Raw genomic sequence first — 19,204 nt, 5'->3', positions numbered from 1 at the left:
GTGGGAGGGATGACGGGGTGTGGCCGTGCAGGGTACTGCATCGACGACAAAAAGATGCACCGCTTGGGAATTCTGTCCGGATTCCCGTCGTTGGATCGTTATGGATGCGGGAGGCGAGGGGGCAGCCCGGTCCGGTCGGCGGGTGCGAGGCGTTCACCGCCCTCGGCGCGCACGACCCGGTTCGACGACAAGTTCGACAAGGCTTCGAGATGACTCGCAAGGGAGCAGGTATGGCAACCCGTGCCGTCGCCCGGCGTCCGGACACCGATGACAGTGTCGAGGCGACGGGCAGTGTCCGGTCCACCGCCGGCGGTGACGTGACCGAGCGCGACCTGGTCGGGATGTACCTCGACGAGATAGCGCGCACGCCACTGCTGGACGCTGCCCGGGAGGTGGAGCTGTCCCTCGCCATCGAGGCGGGGCTGTACGCGGAGCGCATCCTTGAGGGCGAGGAGACCCCGGCCGAGGGCGGCGCCGCGGCCTCGGCGAGCCCGGAGGAGCTGCGGGCGCTGGTCGAGGCGGGCGAGCGGGCGAAGGACACCTTCATCCGCTCCAACCTCCGGCTGGTGGTGGCCGTGGCCCGGCGGTATCCGCGCAGCGGACTGCCGCTGCTGGACCTGATCCAGGAGGGCAACGCCGGCCTGGTGCGCGCCGTGGAGAAGTTCGACTACTCCAAGGGCTTCAAGTTCTCGACGTACGCGACCTGGTGGATCCGGCAGGCCATCACGCGCTCGATCGCCGACCAGTCGCGCACGATCCGGCTGCCCGTCCACCTGGTGGAGGAGCTGGGCCGCATCCGGCGCGTGCAGCGGGAGTTCAACCGCGAGCACGGCCGCGAGCCCGAGCCGGCGGAGATCGCCGAGGACCTGGGCTCCAGCGCGGACCGCATCCAGGACGTGCTGGACTGGGCCCGGGATCCGGTCTCGCTGAACATGTCGGTGGACGACGAGGGCGAGACCCAGTTCGGGGACCTGCTGGAGGACACCTCCGCGCAGTCGCCCGAGCAGTCGGTGCTGGTGATGATGCGCCGGGAGGGCCTGGAGGACCTGATCGGCAGGCTCGACAAGCGGACCGCGGCGATCATCCGGGCGCGGTACGGCATCGAGGACGGCCGCGAGCGGACGCTCACCGAGGTGGGCAAGCAGCACGGCCTCACCCGGGAGCGCATCCGGCAGATCGAGAAGCACGCGCTGCTGGAGCTGAAGAAGATGGCGAACGACTCGGGCTTCGACGCCGCCGCCTGAGGCCCGCCCCTCCCCCGCCCGCGGGTTGCCCGCGCACCGGTGGGAGTGCGTTCTCCGCGCGTCACACGCGCGGGGGGTGACCGGGCGGTGACGCGGCATCGTTCCCCGCCCTGCCCCGCCCCGTTGCGCGGCACCATCCCGTACGGGCCCCGGCCGCCGGATCACGGCGGCGCCGGGGCCCGCGGCATGCCCGCGGCCTGGCGTTCTTCCCCCGCCCGTGCGAAGCCTTGGCCCGCGACGCCCCTGACCCGCTCCCCGATGTGACGCGGAACACAGTCACGCTGAGAAATAGTGGGGACTCCGTCTCCGTTTTGAAGCTGTGTCCGGCCAAGCGGGGATCAGCTCCCCGGTTGTTCACAGGGAAGCCGCCGGGCGTTCGAGACGGGAGAACGGCATGGGCAAGGCCACGCGCACCGCGGCGGCCGGCGCCACAGCGGCGGTCGTGGCCCAGGCCGCGGCGGCCTCCAGGGCCGCCGCCACGGCGAACCGCGCCCGGCCGCGCGCCGATGCCGTTCGCAACCGCGAGCGCATCCTGGCCGCGGCCAGGGAGGCGTTCGTCACGCACGGGGCCGAGGCACCCCTCGATGAAATCGCTCGACGGGCGGGTGTGGGCAATGCCACCCTGTACCGGCACTTCCCGGACAGGCGGACCCTGCTCTTTCACGTCTTGTTGTATGTGAACGAGCGACTGGTCCAGCGAGCAAGACAGGCTCTGGAGGCGGAAAATGATCCCTTCGAGGCGCTTCGGCGCGTGATTCTCGACACCGCCGAGGAACGCGTGGGCGGCCTCTGCGGCCTGATCGGCTTCGGCATCGACCGCGAGCACCCCGAGCTCGTGGCCAGCCGGCAGCGGATGTCGGAGATGTACGAGGAGCTGGTCGCCCGGGCGCACGCCTCGGGCCGGCTTCGCCCGGACGTCGGCGCCGGTGACCTGCTCATCGCCGTCTCCCGCCTGACCCTGCCGGTGCCGGGGACCGGCTGCCCCGGGGGGGAGACCATGTCGCGCCGCCACCTCCAGATCTTCCTGGACGGGCTGCGGACCCCGGTCCGCAGCGAGCTTCCCGGCCGTGCCTCACGTCTCGAAGACCTCAAAGAAGAGTTCTCCTGACGCCCGACCCCGAGAAACGCCGCTTCCCCGCAGCCGCGGCGCTGAGTTTTCCGGTCCGCCGGAGTCTGTATGACCGGCCGGGCCCTGCCCTGCACCACCCATCTGCTCCGACGCAGCACGCAACGTGAGGTAGTCACACACATGCCACCCGAAACGACCGTGAGCCCGGCTCGCGGGGCCCTCGATGCCAAGCGCTGGCAGGCGCTGGTCTTCATCGCCATGGCGCAGCTCCTGGTGGTGCTCGACGGCACCATCGTCACCATCGCGCTTCCCTCCGCCACGACCGATCTGGGCATATCGGACGGAAACCGGCAGTGGGTGATCACCGCCTATGCCCTCGCGTTCGGCGGTCTGCTGCTCTTCGGCGGCCGTGTGGCCGACCTGTGGGGCCGCCGACGTGCCTTCGTGATCGGCCTGGCCGGCTTCGGCCTGGCGTCCGCTCTGGGCGGGGCCGCACAGAACGAGCTCATGCTCTACTCCTCGCGCGCTCTCCAGGGTGTCTTCGGCGCCCTGCTCGCCCCGGCCGCGCTGTCGCTGCTCACCGTCCTGTTCACGGACGCCAAGGAGCGGGCCAAGGCGTTCGGCATCTACGGCGCCATCGCCGGTGCCGGAGCCGCGATCGGCCTGCTGCTGGGCGGCGCGCTGACGGACTACCTGGACTGGCGCTGGACCTTCTTCGTCAACATCCCCTTCGTCGCCGCCGCGATCATCGGAACCCTGATGGTGATCCGGGAGCCGGAGGAGGCGCGCAACCGCTCCTCGCTGGACGTCCCGGGCGCCGTGCTCGCCTCGCTGGGCCTGGTCGCGCTGGTCTACGGCTTCGCCCGCGCCGAGCACGAGGACTGGACCGAGACCTGGACCGTGGTGATGCTCGTCTCGGCCGTGGTGCTGCTGGCGCTGTTCGTCGTGGTCGAGGCCCGGACGAAGGCCCCGCTGCTGCCGCTGAGCGTGATCACCGACCGGAACCGCGGCGGTTCCTACCTCTCGCTCGGTCTGGCGATCATCGGCATGTTCGGCCTGTTCCTCTTCCTGACCATTTACCTGCAGGGCATCCGCGGGTACTCGCCGGTCAGGACCGGGTTCGCCTTCATGCCGATGGTGGTCGGCATGATCATCGGCTCGACGCAGATCGGCACCCGCCTCGTCACCCGGGTCAGGCCCGGTCTGCTGATGGCGCCCGGCTTCGCGGTCGCCGCCCTCGGCATGCTGCTGCTGACCCAGCTGGACATGAACACCTCGTACTGGGGCATCATCGCCCCGGCGCAGGTTCTGCTGGGTCTGGGCATGGGCACCGCGTTCATGCCCGGCATGAGCCTGGCCACCGAGCGGGTCAAGCCGACCGACGCGGGCGTCGCCTCCGCCATGGTGAACGTCTCGCAGCAGGTCGGCGGCGCCATCGGCACCGCTCTGCTGAACACCATCGCGGCCAGCGCCACCACCGCCTACATCGGGGCCCGCTTCGACGGCCCCGAGGAGCTGGCGCCCCTGCCGGTGCGGGCGGCCGGCGCGGTGGACGGCTTCGCGCAGGGCATCTGGTGGGCCTTCTTCATCCTGGTGATCGCCGCTGTGCTGGCCGCCGTGCTGATCAACAGCAAGGGCAGCCACGGCCCCGCCGTCTCCCAGGGCGGGGACGAGGAGGGCGCGCCGATCCCGGTGATGGCGCACTGACGCCGGGCGGGGCCCGCCCCGGCTTCCCCGCGTCAACTCCCCCGGCCCCCGCGGCACCCGCCGCGGGGGCCGGTCGCGTTTCGCCACACTGCGCCTCCCTTGCCGCGCAGGTCGCGGCGGGGGCAGCATGTGGATGCCGGTGGTCCCGGACGCGCGTGGACGCTTCGGGGTCACCGGTCTCGCCCCGCCGCGCCCCGGTAACGGCCGTGCGCCCCGACGGGGTATCCCTCCCCCCGGGCTCCGCCCGCGGGAGCGTTCAGCCCCCTTGGTACAGCTCCCGGTAGGAGGGGAAGACCCCGCCGGGGGTGTCCGCGCCGCGGGCGGACAGGATCGCGTCGGCCACCGCGCGGGCCAGGACGTCCGCGCCGGCCGCCAGCAGGGCGTTGAACCACAGCGCCCCCTCGATCGGGGTCGGCGCCTCCGGGACCGGCCGCTCCCCGGTGGCCAGGGCGAACACCGTGTCCCCGTCCGTCATCAGGTGCACCGGGCGCACCGCCCTGGCCAGCCCGTCGTGGGCGGTCCCGGCCAGCTTCCACGCCTGGGAGCGGGTCAGCGCGGCGTCGGTGGCGACCACCGCCAGCGTCGTCGCCCACGGCGCGCGCCCCGACAGCTCCGAGCGCCGGGCGCTCTCCTCCCTGGCCGCGGCCAGGGCCAGGACCGCAGCCGCGTGCCGCTCCGGCAGGGGCAGCGGGCCCGGCGCCCCGTACAGCGCGCCGGTGGCCGGGTCGACCGGCGAGCCGACGGCGTTGACCACGGCAAGGGCGGCGACGGTCACGCCCGAGGGCAGCAGGGCGCTCGCCGTCCCGGCGCCGCCCTTGAGCCCGCCGGCGACCGCGCCCGTCCCCGCGCCGACGCTCCCCCGGGCCACCGGGGCCCCGGGGCCGGAGCGCTCCGCGTCCTCGGCGGCGGCCCGGCCCAGGGCTGCGTCCGGCCTGGCCCGCCAGTCGCCGCCGCGGCCGAGGTCGAAGAGGACGGCGGCGGGCACGATGGGCACCACCCGGGCCGGGTCCCCGCCGGGCCGGAAGCCCCGCCCGTGCTCCTCCAGCCAGGCCATCACCCCGTCCGCGGCGGCCAGTCCGAAGGCGCTGCCGCCCGCGAGGACGATCGCGTCCACGCGGCGCACCAGGTTGCGCGCGTCCAGCACGTCCGTCTCCCGGGTGCCGGGGCCGCCCCCGCGGACCTCGACGGCCGCGAGCGTGCCGCCCGGGGGCGAGAGCACCACGGTGACGCCGGTCAGCCGGCCCTCGCCGACCCGCTGCGCGTGCCCCACGCGCAGACCGGCCACGTCGGTGAGCGCGTCCAGGGGCCCGGAAACCGGGAGTATGTTCTCGTCCATGTCCCCACGGGTATCACGGGCCCCGCGCCAGGGCAGCCGAATACAGCGGACGTTTATCCGTCGTCAATCGCCGGCGGCAAGGCTGCTCGTCATGTCCGGTAATCAAGGGGGGCCGGCCGGGCACGGGCCGGCCGATGTGCTCAGCCATGTGGAGCTGCTGCGGCGGGGCGACCGCGCGGCCGGGGTGCTGGCCCGGCTCGGCGTGGGTCACGACGACCCGGTGCCGGTGCTGCTGCCGATGGGCCTGGAGTCCGTGGTCGCGACGCTGGCCTGCATCCGGCTGGGCACCCAGCGGCTGACGCTGCCGGTGGGCAACCACGTCCGCTTCGTTCGGGAGCGGATCGCGGCCTCGGGCGCGCGGGTGGTGATCTGTGCCGACGCCTGCCGGATCGACGGGCAGGTGTATCGCGTGAAGGTGAACCTGGACCGGGCGCTGGCCGCCCTGCCCGGGGTGCGGGCCGTCCTGGTCGTGCCGCAGCTCGCCCAGCCGGTGCCCTGGGTGCCGGGGCGCGACCGGTGGTGGCACGAGGAGGAGCCGGAGGAGGGCGGCGCCGCGCCGCGCCCGTACCCTGGCGTCATGACCGATGCCTCGCCCGCCGGACCCGACGCGCACGCGCGGCGGAGCCTGCTCGACTTCGACGACCCGCTGGCGGACCGGGCGCCCGACGACACCGACCGCGGCTGGGGCGAGGGCCCCGCGCCGGAGGCCGGGGAGGGCGACCTGGAGCGCTTCCTGCGGGAACGGCCGCCGCACCACCTCTGAGCCGGCCGCCGAGGGGTCCCTCGCGGCACCACTCGGTGTCTCGCGCTCCCGTGCTGTGCGGCCCGGCGCCGCGCGGGGGGGCGCGCCGGGCCGCGCAGCGGCTAGTCGGAGCCCTCTTCGGCGCCAGGGCCCGAGGAGTCCCGCGAGGGCGCGGGCCCGTCCTCCCCGGAACGCTGGGCGCCGACCGTGACCGCGCCGGACCTGGCGGCCCGCTGGGCGATCAGCTCGTCCCGGATCTCGGTCAGGAGGTCCACCTCGGTCATGGCCGGGGGCTGCTCCGGCGCCTTCGCGCCGCGGCGCTCCAGGTACCGGGTCATCGGCAGGATCATCAGGAAGTAGACGACGCCGGCGGTGATCAGGAAGGTCAGCGAGGCGGAGAGCACCAGACCCCAGCGGATCGGGATGCCCTGGACGACCTGGCCCGCCTCGTTCACCTCGCACGGGCCGCGCAGGCAGGACTGGTAGGCCCCCAGGTCCTGCGTGCCGAAGGCTCCGACCAGGGGGTTGATGACGCCCTCGACGACCGAGTTGACGATGCTGGTGAAGGCGGCGCCGATGACCACCGCGACCGCCAGCTCCACGACGTTCCCCCGCATGAGGAACTCGCGGAAACCGGCCAGCGTCTGCCGGGCCCCGGTCAGGACTCCGCCCTTCTCCTCGCTCGTCTCGCTCGCTGTTCTGCCCTCGCCCACCACTGTGCCTTTCGCTTGCCTCTGCCGTTCTGCTCCGTGTGCGCGGGACACGCTGACGCAGGGAGGGCGGGGCTGTCCAATCGGGTGAATCCTTTCGCGTGACCTGTAGAACTCCCGCGCGCGGGATCGGCGGAAGCAGCGGGGGAGGCAGCGTGCGCCGCCACGAAATCACCACCGGACCACCGCCAATTCGGCCACGGCCGCGGCGCCGGCCAGCCTCGCGGCGGCCTGGGGCGGGACGGTCAGGACCACCAGCGCCCCGCCGTCCACATCCGGAAGGCTGCCGTCCGGGCCGGGCGCCCCGGCGCCGGCGGGCACCTCGGCAACCCGGGCGCGGCGGGCGACCACCCGGGCCTCCGGGGGCGTGCGCCCGTCGCCCTCGCGGGCGGCGGCCAGCACATCCACCCGGTCTCCCGGCCGCAGCAGGCGGGCGGCGCCCGCGTCGGCGATCCGCACGGGCGCGGCGACCAGCTCGGCCGCCCGGGAGGCGCCGGCGGTCCGGGGCGCCGGACCCTCCCGGGCGGCTGCCGCCGCCTCCGCGCCCCCGGGCCCGGGGCCGCCGCGCGGGAGTCCGGGCGGAAGGGCCAGGGCCAGGGCCGCGGCGGCGAGCGCGAGGGCGGCCAGCGGGCCTCTGCGCCTGCGCAGGATCCGCCGCAGCCGGTGCCGCCCGCCGCGCGGGCGGACGGGGGCGAACGCCGGCACGGCCGGGCCGTAGGGACCGGGCGGGCCGGGGAAGTCGCCCGGGCGGGGCAGGCCCGGGGCGGGGGCGGCGGCCCAGCCGGGCCGCGAGGGGACGGCGGGGCCGGGGAGGGAGATGCGATGCATGCGCACCACCGTGCCCGCTTCCGCCGCATCCCGCTGGAGCCTGTGGACAACCCACCGCCTGTGGATAACTCCGCCGCTCGATGGGGTGAGGCCGCGCCGGGGAGGTGCGAGGCGGCCGGGGTCAGGGCAGGACGATGCCGGGGTTCTGACCGGCCAGGGCCGACGCGCACAGGCAGTCGCGGTCCACCGGCAGGCGCCCCACCACGTCGAAGAGGACCTCACGGAGGCGGCCGATGTTCTGTCCGAAGACTTCCAGCACCTCGATGTGCGAGACGCCCTCGCCGACCTCGGCGCCGGCGTCGAGATCGGTCACGAGGGAGAGGGTGGTGTAGCACAGCTCCAGCTCGCGGGCGAGGATCGCCTCGGGGTGACCGGTCATGCCGACGACCGCCCAGCCCTGGGCGGCGTGCCAGCGGGACTCGGCGCGGGTGGAGAAGCGCGGCCCCTCGATGACGCACATGGTGCCGCCGTCCACGGCCTCCCAGCCGTGCTCGCGGGCGGCCGAGAGCGCGGCGCGGCGCCCGGCGGGGCAGTAGGGGTCGGCGAAGGTGACGTGCACCACGTTCGGCTGCTCGCCGTCGGGGCGCCGCACGCCGTCGTAGTAGGACTGCGGGCGGCCCTTGGTGCGGTCCACGAGCTGGTCGGGCACCAGGAGCGTCCCCGGCCCGTACTCGGGGCGCAGGCCGCCCACGGCGCAGGGCCCGAGCACCTGGCGGACGCCGAGGGAGCGCAGGGCCCAGAGGTTGGCGCGGTAGTTGATGCGGTGCGGCGGCAGGTGGTGGCCGCGGCCGTGCCGGGGCAGGAACGCCACCTGCCGCCCGGCGACCTCGCCGAGGAACAGCGCGTCGCTGGGCGGGCCGTAGGGCGTCTCGACGGTGACCTCGGTGACGTCGGACAGGAAGGAGTAGAACCCCGAGCCGCCGATGACGCCGATCTCGGCCCGCCGCCCCTCGGCGGCCTCGGTCATGCGGCCGAGGCGGCGGTGCCCGTGCTCGCCTTGGACGAGGAGGACGAGGGAGACGGCGAGGACGACGAAGACGAGGAGGACTCCGTGGACGACGACGAGGAGGTGGAGGAGGACGAGCCCTCGGAAGACTTCTTCTCGCTCGCCTTGGAGCCCGAGGCCGGGCTGCTGGAGGAGGAGGCGCTGCGGCTGTCGTTGCGGTAGAAGCCGGAGCCCTTGAAGACGATGCCGACCGCCGAGAACACCTTCTTCAGGCGGCCCTGGCAGTTGGGGCAGACGGTCAGGGCGTCGTCCGAGAACTTCTGCACCACTTCCAGGCCCTCGTGGCACTCGGTGCACTGATACTGATACGTCGGCACGTCATCCTCCTGGGCTGGCACTCCCGGTCGTGGAGTGCTAACGACGGTCCATCGTGCAACATTCCGGCCCCCGAAGTCCACTGCTCCGCCCCGCCCGCTGCCTCACACCGGGCCGCGGGGGCGGGCTCACTGGCCGGGCCGGCGCAGCCCGGTGCTGCCCCCGGCGCCCAGCCACCCGGCCAGCTTGCCGCCCCGCCCGACCGCGATGAGCCGGCGTTCCACCGCGTCGCGGACGGCGTCGGTGGCCACGACGAGCAGTTCGTCCCCGCGGCGCAGCATGGTCGCGGGTCCGGGCACGAAGCTGGTGCCCTCGCGCACCACGAGGGTCACAGCCGCCTGCGCGGGCAGGCGCAGCTCGCGGACCTCCACGCCGTGCATCCGGGAGGCGGCGGGGATGGCGACGGACAGCAGGTGGCCGCCCAGCCGCTCCAGCGGCGCGGACTCGATGTCCACGTCCACGGCCTTCTCGCCGTCGCCCAGGCGCAGCCGCCGCGCCAGCCAGGGCAGCGTAGGCCCCTGGGCGAGGGTGAAGACGACGACGAGCATGAAGACGATGCTGAAGATCCGGTCGCTGTCCTCAACCCCGGCCACCACGGGGATGATCGCCAGCACGATGGGCACCGCCCCGCGCAGCCCGGCCCAGGACAGCAGGGCCTGCTCCCGCCACGGCCTGCGGAACGGCAGCAGCGACAGCACGACGGCCAGCGGCCTGGCCACCAGGGTCAGGGCGGCGCCGACCGCCAGGGCGGGGCCGAGGTTGTCCAGCAGCACGTCCGGGTCGACGAGCAGCCCGAGCAGGACGAAGAGCCCGATCTGCGCCACCCACGCGACGGCGTCCGCGAAGCCGCGGGTGGCGGGCCGGTGCGGCAGCCCGGCATTGCCCAGCACCAGGCCGGCGATGTAGACGGCGAGGAAGCCGCTGCCGTGCAGCAGCGCGGCCCCGGCGTAGGCGACGACGGTCAGGGCCAGGACCGCGATGGGGTACAGGCCGGAGGCGGGCAGGGCGACGCCGCGCAGGCCCAGCACGCCCAGGCGCCCGACGAGCAGCCCCATGGCCAGGCCGACGGCCAGCTCCAGCGCCATCTGCCCGGCCAACAGGTACCACTCGCCGGGCGAGATGTGGGCCTCGGAGAGGGCGACGACGAGGATGACGACGGGCGCGTCGTTGAAGCCGGACTCCGCCTCCAGCGTTCCGGTGACGCGGCGCGGCAGCGGGATGCGGCGCAGCACGGAGAAGACGGCCGCGGCGTCGGTGGAGGAGACGACCGTGCCCATCAGCAGCGCGGCCTGCCAGCCCAGGCCTACGAGGTAGTGGGCCGCGGCGGCCGTGACGCCGACGCTGACGGCGACCCCGAGCGTCGCGAGGACGGCGGCCTCGGGGACGGCGGGCCTGATGTCCCGCCAGCGCGTGCCGAGCCCGCCCTCGGCGAGGATGACCACGAGCGCGGCATAGCCGAGGACCTGGGTCAGCTCGACGTCGCTGAACTCCACGCCCAGCCCGTCCCGGCCCAGCAGCATGCCGATGCCGAGGTAGAGCAGCAGCGAGGGCAGCCCGCTGCGCGAGGTCAGCCGGACCGCGGCGACCGCGACGAGGAGGACCAGGGCGCCCGCGAGCATCAGCTCGTTGAGGCGGTCGACAGTCAGGTGCGCTCCCTTCCAGCGGGTCTGCGGCCGGCGTACGGCGGTTGCCGTCTACAGCTATTATCCGGGCGCCAATTCACGCCGTTTGCGGTGAATTTACCATCATATGAACGCTACGGCCCTGCGGGGTGACTCCCCGTAGGCTCACCTCCCCGGCCGTATGTCTATGGTTGCCTTCATCCGCTCAGCTGCCCTTGAAGGACAGACATGCCCGCCAAGAAGCCCAGGCGACGCGGTCGTCTGATCGTGATCGCGCTCGTTCTGCTGCTCGTGGCCGGCCTCGGCTACGGCGCGTACTGGAGCATCAGTACCGTCCGGGCTTCGTTTCCGCAGGTCTCGGGCGAGATCGCCATCGACGGACTGTCCGCCCCCGTCACCGTGATCCGCGACGACAACGGCATCCCGCAGCTGTACGCGGACACCGCCGAGGACCTCTTCCGCGCCCAGGGCTACGTCCACGCCCAGGACCGCTTCTGGGAGATGGACGTGCGCCGCCACATGACGGCCGGGCGGCTCTCGGAGATGTTCGGCGAGGACCAGGTGGAGACCGACACCTTCCTGCGGACCCTCGGCTGGCACGACGTGGCCCAGCGGGAGTACGACGAACTGCTGTCCGACACCACCCGCGCCTACCTCCAGTCCTACGCGGCCGGGGTCAACGCCTACCTCGCCGAGCGCGACGGCGCCGAGCTGTCGGTCGAGTACGCAGCCCTCGGCTTCCTCAACGACTATTCCCCCGAGGAGTGGACCCCGGTCGACTCGGTGGCCTGGCTGAAGGCCATGGCCTGGGACCTGCGCGGCAACATGCAGGACGAGATCGACCGCTCGCTGCTCGCCGAGCGCCTCAGCCCCGAGGAGATCGAGCAGCTCTACCCCGACTACCCCTACGACCGGAACCCGCCGATCGTCGCGGGCGGGGGCGGCGGCACCGAGCTGCCCCCGGGCCAGTCCCTCCCGCCCGGCCAGGGCGACGGCCTGCCCGAGGACCCCGGCGGCGCCGAGGGCGCGGCCCTGGAGAACGCCGCCGCCCAGCTCGCCTCCGTCTCCGAGACGCTGGACGACATCCCGGCGCTCCTGGGCACCAACGGCAGCGGCATCGGCTCCAACTCCTGGGTGATCTCCGGGGAGTACACCACCACCGGCGAGCCGCTGCTGGCCAACGATCCGCACCTGTCGCCCTCGCTGCCCGGCATCTGGTACCAGATGGGCCTGCACTGCAACGAGGTCAGCGCTCAGTGCCCCTTCGACGTCTCCGGGTTCACCTTCTCGGGCATGCCCGGCGTCGTCATCGGCCACAACCAGTCCATCGCCTGGGGCCTGACCAACCTCGGCGCCGACGTGACCGACCTCCGCCTGGAAACGCTCGACAACGGCAACTATCTGCGCGACGGCGAGCAGGTCCCGTACACCACCCGGACCGAGACGATCAACGTCGCCGGCGGCGAGCCCCGCGAGATCACCGTCCGCTCCACCGACAACGGCCCCGTCATCTCCGACCGCGAGGAGGAGTTCGCGGAGGTCGGCGACAGCGCCCCCGTCGACCCCTCCGCCCCCGACCGCGGCGAGGGCTACGCCGTCTCCCTCAGCTGGACCGCCCTCATCCCCTCCCGCACCATGGACGCCGTCTTCCAGCTCAACACGGCGAGCGGCTGGGAGGAGTTCCGGGCCGCGGCCCGCAATTTCGCCGTCCCCTCCCAGAACCTCATCTACGCCGACACCTCCGGCAACATCGGCTACCAGGCCCCCGGCATGATCCCCGTCCGCAACCAGGGCGACGGCCGCTACCCCAGCCCCGGCTGGGACTCCGCCTACGACTGGGCCGGGTTCATCCCGCAGGAGGACCTGCCCTGGGAGCTGAACCCCGAGCGCGGCTACATCGTCACCGCCAACCAGGCCGTCACCTCCCCCGACTACGGCTACGCCCTGACCGAGGACTGGAGTTACGGCACCCGCAGCCGCCGCGTCGAGGACCTGATCCGCGACACCATCGACGACGGCGGCCGCATCTCCATGACCGACATGCGCACCATCCAGCTCGACAACAGCAACGAGATGGCCGCCGAGCTGGTCCCCCGCCTGCTGGACATCGAGATCACCGACCCCTACATCCGCGAGGCTCAGGAGCTGCTGGAGGGCTGGGACTACAGCCAGGACGCCGACTCCCCGGCCGCCGCCTACTACAACGCCGTCTGGCGCAACCTGCTCCAGCTCGCGTTCGGCAATAAGCTCCCCAACGAGCTGCGCGTCGAGGGCCAGTGTCTGCGCGTCCCGCCCGCCGACGAGTCGCAGCCGCTGGAGAACCCCGACGGCGAGGACCGTCTGGTGACCGAGTGCGGCGAGCGTTCCCCCGGCACGGCCCAGCCGGACGGCGGGGACCGGTGGTTCGAGGTGGTCCGCGGCATCCTCGACGACGAGGACAACGCCTGGTGGCAGGCCCCGGCCACCGCCGACCAGCCCGCGGCCGACACCCGCGACGAGCTGCTGGCGCGGGCCATGCGCGACGCCCGCTGGGAGCTGACCGCCGAGCTGGGCAAGGACATCGGCACCTGGAGCTGGGGCCGCCTGCACCGCCTGATGCTCAACAACCAGACTCTCGGCACGGAGGGCCCCGGGCCCGTGCAGTGGCTGCTCAACCGCGGCCCGTGGAACCTCTCCGGCGGCACCGACGCCGTGGACGCCACGGGCTGGAACGCGGCCGGCGGCTACGAGATCACCTGGGTCCCGTCGATGCGGATGATCGTCAGCCTCGCCGACTTCGACGACTCCCTGTGGATCAACCTCACCGGCGCCTCGGGCCACGCGTACCACGCCCACTACACCGACCAGACCAGCCTGTGGGCGAACGGCGAGTACCTGCCGTGGGCCTACGGCCGCGAGGCGGTGGAGGAGCGGGGGCGGAACACGCTCACCCTGACGCCGCGCCAGGCACCGGCGGATTGACCGGCACCGGCAACGCCCGCGCCCCGGCCCCGGCCCCGGCCCCGGCCGCGGCCCCGGAAGGGTCAACGCCCGGGGCCGGCCGCATCGCGCCCGGACCGGGGACCCCGTCCGGGCCCGCGAGCGGGACGGGGACCTCAGTCCGCCCCGCGCCGACGTTCCGCCACCGCAGGGAAGCGGTGAACGCCCTCCGGCGTCAGCGCCGCGTGCACCGGCCGGTCGTGCGGCTGACGGGGCAGGTCGGCGTCCACGACCTCGTGCCCGTAGACCACCGCGACCAGCGCCGGCTCAGCCCCCGCCGCCTCAAGACGGGCCAGCGCCCGGTCGTACGACCCGCCGCCCCGCCCCAGGCGCACCCCACGCCGGTCCACCGCCAGGCCCGGCAGCAGCACCACGTCCGCCCCGGTCACCGCCCCGGGCCCCAGGCGCGGCCCGCCCGGCTCCAGCAGCCGGGTCCGGCCGCCGCGCTCGGACTCCACCAGACGGCCGGGCCCCTCGTACGCGGCCCAGTCCAGGTCGTCGTCCGGCAGCAGCACCGGCAGCAGCAGGCGAACGCCACGCCCGCGCAGGGCGTTGAGCAGCGGGAGCGTTCCCGGCTCGCGGCCCACCGAGACGTACGCGGCGACCGTGCGCGCGGACTCGCCCGGGCTGCCGGGCTCCCCCGGCCCCACCAGCTCCGGAAGCTCCAGGGCGCGCCGGGCCAGCGCCTCGGCCGCCGCCTTCACCTCCTCGTCCGCCATGGCCGCCCGCACGGCCATCAGATCCCGTCTGACCTCGCGTTTCCGTGCCGCCGCCCGGCCCTGGTCCGCGCTCATACTCCCCGCCCGCACCCTTCACATCGACACACTCTCATGACGATTCAAACCCGCTCATAACGCGACGTACATCTGCAAAGTGCTCGGTGGCCGCACACTAGATGGATAAAGTGACCGGCATGACGTCACCACGCCCCCGGATCAGCAAGGCCGTCATTCCCGCGGCCGGGCTCGGCACACGGTTCCTTCCCGCCACCAAGGCCACCCCCAAGGAGATGCTGCCGGTCGTCGACCAGCCCGCGATCCAGTATGTGGTCGAGGAGGCCACGGCCGCCGGGCTCACGGACGTACTGATGATCACCGGGCGCAATAAGCGCCCGCTGGAGGACCACTTCGACCGGAACTACGAGCTGGAGGACGCGCTCCGCCGCAAGGGGGACGACGAGCGCCTCTCCCGCGTCCAGCAGTCCACCGCCCTGTGCACCATGCACTACGTCCGCCAGGGCGACCCCAAGGGCCTGGGCCACGCGGTGCTCTGTGCCGCCCCCCACGTCGGCGACCAGGCGTTCGCCGTCCTGCTGGGCGACGACCTGATCGACCCGCGCGACCCGCTGCTGACGAAGATGATCGACGTCCAGGCCGAGCTGGGCGGCAGCGTCATCGCCCTCATGGAGGTCGACCCGCAGCAGATCCACCTCTACGGCGCCGCCTCCGTCGCCCCGGTCTCGGACGGCGTCTTCCGGGTCAGCGGCCTGGTGGAGAAGCCCGACCCGGCCGACGCGCCCAGCAACCTGGCCATCATCGGCCGCTACGTCCTGGACCCCGGCGTCTTCGAGGTGCTCGGCAAGACCCCGCCCGGCCGCGGCGGCGAACTCCAGCTCACCGACGCGCTCCAGACGATGGCGCAGGACTCGGGCACCGGCGGCCCGGTCTACGGCGTGGTCTTCAAGGGCCGCCGCTACGACACCGGCGACCGCGGCGACTACCTGCGGTCCATCGTTCGCCTCGCCTGCGAACGCCCGGACCTGGGCCCGGAGTTCCGCACCTGGCTGCGGCAGTACGTCAGCGAGGAGATGCCGCGCCTTGACTGACGCCTGGTCGGTAGATCAGCACCTGGACGCCGTGCTCGCCTCCGTGCGCCCGCTGGACCCCATCGACCTGCCGCTGCTGGACGCGGCCGGATGCGTGCTGGTCGAGGACGTGCTGGTGCCCGCCCCGCTGCCGCCGTTCGACAACAGCGCGATGGACGGGTACGCCGTCCGGGTGGCCGACGTGGAGTCGGCCAGCGAGGAGTTCCCCGCGCACCTGACCGTGGCCGGTGAGGTCGCCGCGGGCGGGGCGGAGCTGCCCACCGTCTTCCCCGGGCAGGCGGTCCGCGTCATGACCGGCGCGCCGCTGCCGCCCGGCGCCCAGGCCGTCGTTCCCGTCGAGTGGACCGACGGCGGCGCCGGGGGCGGCCCGGCCACCGCCATGACCCCTGCGCGGGAGCAGTGGGTGCGGGTCTTCCGGCCCGCGGCCGAGGGCGCGCACGTCCGCACGCGCGGCAGCGACGCGCCCGCCGGGGCCGTTGCCCTGCCCGCCGGCGCGGTCCTCGGGCCGCCGCAGCTCGGCCTGCTCGCCGCCGTGGGGCGCTCCACCGTCCCCGTCACGCCCCGGCCGCGCGTCGTCGTGCTCTCCACCGGCAGCGAGCTGGCCCCGCCGGGCGAGCCGCTGGGACCCGGCCAGATCCACGACTCCAACAGCTACATGCTCACCGCCGCCGCCCGGCAGGCCGGTGCCGACGCCTACCGCACGGCCGCCGTCGCCGACGAGCCGGAGACCTTCCGCGCCGCGCTGGAGGACCAGCTCAGCCGTGCCGACCTCGTCGTGACCACCGGCGGCGTCAGCGTCGGCGCGCACGATGTCGTCAAGGAGGCGCTGCGCGGCGAGGTGGACTTCCGGCGGCTGGCCATGCAGCCCGGGAAGCCGCAGGGCTTCGGCCTGCTCGGGGCGGCGCGGACGCCCCTGTTCGCGCTCCCCGGCAACCCCGTGAGCGCCTACGTGTCCTTCGAGCTGTTCGTGCGCCCCGCGCTGCGCCTGATGGCGGGGCACGCCGGGGGCGCGTTGCACCGCCCGCGCGCCCTGGCGTGCCTGGCCTCCGACGCGCCGCTGCCCTCCCCCGCGGGGAAACGCCAGTACCTGCGCGGGTCGTTCAGCCCGGGCGAGGGGACGGTCAGCCCTGTGGGCGGCTCGGGCTCGCACCTGGTGGCGGCCCTGGCCCGGGCGGACGCGCTCATCGAGGTCCCCGAGCACGTCACCGAGGTGGCGCCGGGCTCGGAGCTGACGGTGGTGCTGCTCGGCTGACCGGGCGGCGGTACCGTAGCTGCTCATGAACACCCCGCACGCCGCGCGGCCCGCAGGGCTCACGCACCTCGACGCCTCGGGCGCGGCCCGGATGGTCGACGTCTCCGGCAAGGAGGTCACCGCGCGCACCGCCCGCGCCACCGGCCGGGTGCTCGTCGCCCCGCGGGTGATCGAACTGCTGCGGGGCGAGGGCGTTCCCAAGGGCGACGCGCTGGCCACCGCCCGCATCGCCGGGATCATGGGCGCCAAGCGCACGCCCGAGCTGATCCCGCTGTGCCACCCGATCGCGCTGTCCGGGGTCGCCGTCGAGCTGACCGTCGCCGACGACGCCGTGGAGATCACGGCCACGGTGCGGACGGCCGACCGGACGGGCGTGGAGATGGAGGCGCTGACGGCGGTCGGCGTGGCCGCGCTGACCCTGGTGGACATGGTCAAGGCCGTGGACAAGAGCGCGGTCATCTCCGACATCCGGGTGGAGGAGAAGACGGGCGGGGCCTCGGGCGAGTGGAGACGCGCGTGAGCCGACCCCCGGCGGGACCGCCGCCGGCCTCGGCCGTTCCTCCCGCTTCCTCGGCTTCTTCTCCGGGCCCGGCCGCTCCCGTCGAGCCGCCCGCGCCGCGCGCGCTGGCCATCACCGCCTCCAACCGCGCCGCGGCCGGCGTCTACGCCGACACCACCGGCCCGCTGCTCGTGGCCGCCCTCGCCGAGCTGGGCTTCGCCACGGACGGCCCGCAGGTCGTCCCCGACGGCGAGCCGGTGGAACGCGCCCTGCGCGGCGCCGTCGCCGCCGGCTACGACGTCGTCCTCACCAGCGGTGGCACCGGCATCTCGCCGACCGACCGCACCCCCGAGATGACCCGCCGGGTCCTGGACTACGAGGTCCCCGGCATCCCCGAGGCGATCCGCGCCGCCGGGCTGGCCAAGGTGCCCACGGCCGCGCTCTCCCGCGGAACGGCCGGCGTGGCCGGCGGCCCCGAGGGCGCCACGCTGATCGTCAACCTCCCCGGCTCCGCGGGCGGGGTGAAGGACGGGCTGGCCGTGCTGCGCCCCCTCCTGCACCACGCGGTGGACCAGCTCCGCGGCGGCGACCACCGGCCGTGAACGAACGATCCTGGCTGGTCGAACTCGCGGACGGCGACATCTCCCTGCGCCCCATCAAGCAGCGCGACCACCGCGCCTGGCGCGAGGTCAACCAGCGCAACCGCGACTGGCTGCGCCCCTGGGAGGCCACCATCCCGCCCGCCCCGCCCGGGCGCCTGGCGGCGCGGCGGCCGACGTACCGCCAGATGGTGCGCCACCTGCGGGCGGAGGCGCAGGCCGGGCGGATGGTGCCGTTCGTGGTCTGTTACCGGGGGCGCCTGGCCGGGCAGTTGACGGTGGCCGGGATCACCTGGGGCTCGATGTGCTCGGCGCACATCGGGTACTGGGTGGACCGCGCGGTCGCCGGCCGGGGCGTGATGCCGACGGCCGTGGCCCTGGCCACGGACCACTGCTTCCGGACGCTGGGCCTGCACCGCGTGGAGATCTGCATCCGGCCGGAGAACGGCCCGAGCCGGCGCGTGGTGGAAAAGCTCGGCTTCCGGGAGGAGGGCCTGCGCCCCCGCTTCCTTCACATCGACGGAGCGTGGCGGGACCATCTCGTGTACGCGCTCACGCCCGAGGAGGTCCCCGGCGGCCTCCTCGCGCGGTGGCGGGAGCAGCGCGCCGCCCAGAAATAACACACACATTCGAATATTGATAACAATACGAAGAAATACCTGGGATGGGGGCCCGATCGTGCGACACACCGCGCAATTTGGCAGATGGACTCACGCAAACCCCTCTACGGTGTGAGCGTGAGCAGCAGTGGCCTCATCTTCGCAGTGATCGTCGGGGCCTGGGCCGCCTACCTGGTGCCGATGTGGCTCCGCCGGCAGGACGAGCTCAACGAGTCGCGGCCGACGGAACGCTTCAGCACGGCCCTCCGGCTGCTGACGCGCAGACGCGCGCAGGCCGCCGACGAGCCGGCGGCAGCCCAGCAGGACCCCGGGCCCGCTGACGAGGCAGCCGTGCCCTCCGCCGCTTCCGTTCCGGCGGCGGACGTGCGGTCGTTCGCCGAGCCCGTCACGGCGGCCTCCTCTTCGCCCACCCCCTCGCCCGCTTCTCCCTCACCCTCCTCCCCGCAGCGGAACGCCGCCCGCGCGCGCGTCCTCGCGCGCCGCCGGCGCACCTCCATGGCGCTCTTCGTCGCCTTCACCCTCGGCGGGATCTTCGCCGTCGCGGGCGGCCCATCCCGCCTGTGGGTCCCGGCCGTCCCGGCCCTCCTGCTCATCGCCTACCTCGCGCACGTCCGCCGCCAGGAGAACCGCCGCTACGCCGTCGCCCTGGACCGCCGCCGCGCCGAGGAGGCCGCCCGCCGCCTGCGCGAGCGCCCGCGCCCGAGCCCCGCGCCCGTTCCCGAGCAGCCCGCGCGCGCCGTGGTCGAGCAGACCGACCACGCGGAGTGGGTCGACCAGCAGCGCCGCCGCACCCCGGCCCCCGAGGACGAGCCCGACAGCTGGGACCCGGCCCCCGTCCCCCTCCCCACCTA

The 19,204-nt window shown here is 74.1% G+C and carries 18 protein-coding genes; 11 read left to right on the top strand and 7 right to left on the bottom strand.

Annotation, left to right across the window (positions count from 1 at the left end):
• Positions 1-230 precede the first annotated feature (230 nt).
• From RM780_RS20555 to RM780_RS20545, 3 genes are all read left to right on the top strand, one after another.
• Positions 231-1,244: a sigma-70 family RNA polymerase sigma factor gene (locus RM780_RS20555; protein ID WP_311632289.1), complete on the top strand. Its 1,014-nt coding sequence runs from the start codon at positions 231-233 to the stop codon at positions 1,242-1,244.
• Positions 1,245-1,638: 394 nt separating this feature from the next.
• Complete coding sequence (locus RM780_RS20550; RefSeq protein WP_311632288.1) at positions 1,639-2,352, top strand: TetR/AcrR family transcriptional regulator; 714 nt, start codon at positions 1,639-1,641, stop codon at positions 2,350-2,352.
• Between the two features lie 141 nt (positions 2,353-2,493).
• The gene (locus tag RM780_RS20545) at positions 2,494-4,020 is read left to right on the top strand and encodes an MFS transporter (RefSeq protein ID WP_311632287.1); all 1,527 of its coding nucleotides are present in this window, start codon (positions 2,494-2,496) and stop codon (positions 4,018-4,020) included.
• A 256-nt stretch (positions 4,021-4,276) separates the two neighbouring features.
• On the opposite strand, the gene RM780_RS20540 is transcribed toward RM780_RS20545, so the two are convergent.
• Positions 4,277-5,356: a P1 family peptidase gene (locus RM780_RS20540; protein ID WP_311632286.1), complete on the bottom strand. Its 1,080-nt coding sequence runs from the start codon at positions 5,354-5,356 to the stop codon at positions 4,277-4,279.
• 91 nt (positions 5,357-5,447) lie between these two features.
• Between RM780_RS20540 and RM780_RS20535 the strand changes: the two genes are divergently transcribed.
• The gene (locus RM780_RS20535; RefSeq protein ID WP_311632285.1) at positions 5,448-6,119 is read left to right on the top strand and encodes an AMP-binding protein; all 672 of its coding nucleotides are present in this window, start codon (positions 5,448-5,450) and stop codon (positions 6,117-6,119) included.
• Positions 6,120-6,220: 101 nt separating this feature from the next.
• On the opposite strand, the gene RM780_RS20530 is transcribed toward RM780_RS20535, so the two are convergent.
• The 5 genes from RM780_RS20530 to RM780_RS20510 all read right to left on the bottom strand — a co-directional run bounded on the left by RM780_RS20530 (position 6,221) and on the right by RM780_RS20510 (position 10,576).
• On the bottom strand, positions 6,221-6,715 hold the full coding sequence (locus tag RM780_RS20530) for a large conductance mechanosensitive channel protein MscL (protein ID WP_311632318.1): 495 nt from the start codon (positions 6,713-6,715) through the stop codon (positions 6,221-6,223).
• A gap of 264 nt (positions 6,716-6,979) precedes the next feature.
• A complete protein-coding gene (locus RM780_RS20525) occupies positions 6,980-7,636 on the bottom strand; it encodes an RcpC/CpaB family pilus assembly protein (RefSeq protein WP_311632284.1) in 657 nt (218 codons plus the stop codon).
• A 121-nt stretch (positions 7,637-7,757) separates the two neighbouring features.
• Entirely contained in the window at positions 7,758-8,603 is an 846-nt protein-coding gene (locus RM780_RS20520) for an S-methyl-5'-thioadenosine phosphorylase (RefSeq protein ID WP_311632283.1), read from the bottom strand.
• Positions 8,600-8,959, bottom strand: a complete 360-nt coding sequence (locus RM780_RS20515) for an FmdB family zinc ribbon protein (protein WP_311632282.1) — start codon at positions 8,957-8,959, stop codon at positions 8,600-8,602. Before RM780_RS20515 ends, RM780_RS20520 begins: the two co-directional genes overlap by 4 nt.
• Before the next feature lie 126 nt (positions 8,960-9,085).
• Positions 9,086-10,576 carry a potassium/proton antiporter gene (locus tag RM780_RS20510; RefSeq protein ID WP_311632281.1) on the bottom strand — a complete coding sequence of 497 codons (1,491 nt, stop codon included), beginning with the start codon at positions 10,574-10,576 and terminating at the stop codon, positions 9,086-9,088.
• Between the two features lie 231 nt (positions 10,577-10,807).
• Here RM780_RS20510 and RM780_RS20505 point away from each other — a divergent pair, with 231 nt between their 5' ends.
• A complete protein-coding gene (locus RM780_RS20505; protein WP_311632280.1) occupies positions 10,808-13,540 on the top strand; it encodes a penicillin acylase family protein in 2,733 nt (910 codons plus the stop codon).
• Between the two features lie 134 nt (positions 13,541-13,674).
• On the opposite strand, the gene RM780_RS20500 is transcribed toward RM780_RS20505, so the two are convergent.
• Complete coding sequence (locus RM780_RS20500) at positions 13,675-14,352, bottom strand: 5-formyltetrahydrofolate cyclo-ligase (RefSeq protein ID WP_311632279.1); 678 nt, start codon at positions 14,350-14,352, stop codon at positions 13,675-13,677.
• Positions 14,353-14,471: 119 nt separating this feature from the next.
• Between RM780_RS20500 and galU the strand changes: the two genes are divergently transcribed.
• The 6 genes from galU to sepX all read left to right on the top strand — a co-directional run.
• A complete protein-coding gene (gene galU / locus RM780_RS20495) occupies positions 14,472-15,383 on the top strand; it encodes a UTP--glucose-1-phosphate uridylyltransferase GalU (protein ID WP_311632278.1) in 912 nt (303 codons plus the stop codon).
• Positions 15,376-16,635, top strand: a complete 1,260-nt coding sequence (gene glp, locus RM780_RS20490; protein ID WP_311632277.1) for a molybdotransferase-like divisome protein Glp — start codon at positions 15,376-15,378, stop codon at positions 16,633-16,635. The genes galU and glp overlap by 8 nt, the downstream gene beginning before the upstream one ends.
• A gap of 25 nt (positions 16,636-16,660) precedes the next feature.
• The gene (gene moaC / locus RM780_RS20485) at positions 16,661-17,155 is read left to right on the top strand and encodes a cyclic pyranopterin monophosphate synthase MoaC (protein WP_311632276.1); all 495 of its coding nucleotides are present in this window, start codon (positions 16,661-16,663) and stop codon (positions 17,153-17,155) included.
• A gap of 104 nt (positions 17,156-17,259) precedes the next feature.
• Positions 17,260-17,736, top strand: coding sequence for a MogA/MoaB family molybdenum cofactor biosynthesis protein (locus RM780_RS20480; protein ID WP_311632317.1), 477 nt, complete (start codon positions 17,260-17,262; stop codon positions 17,734-17,736).
• On the top strand, positions 17,733-18,353 hold the full coding sequence (locus tag RM780_RS20475) for a GNAT family N-acetyltransferase (RefSeq protein WP_311632275.1): 621 nt from the start codon (positions 17,733-17,735) through the stop codon (positions 18,351-18,353). The genes RM780_RS20480 and RM780_RS20475 overlap by 4 nt, the downstream gene beginning before the upstream one ends.
• A gap of 117 nt (positions 18,354-18,470) precedes the next feature.
• On the top strand, positions 18,471-19,204 hold a 734-nt coding region (gene sepX / locus RM780_RS20470; protein WP_311632274.1), incomplete at its 3' end, for a divisome protein SepX/GlpR.

The sequence above is a fragment of the Streptomyces boetiae genome (assembly GCF_031845405.1).
Taxonomy (GTDB): domain Bacteria; phylum Actinomycetota; class Actinomycetes; order Streptomycetales; family Streptomycetaceae; genus Streptomyces; species Streptomyces boetiae.
The sequence above is the reverse complement of the archived record's forward strand: the minus strand, read 5'-3'. Positions and strand labels throughout refer to the sequence as shown.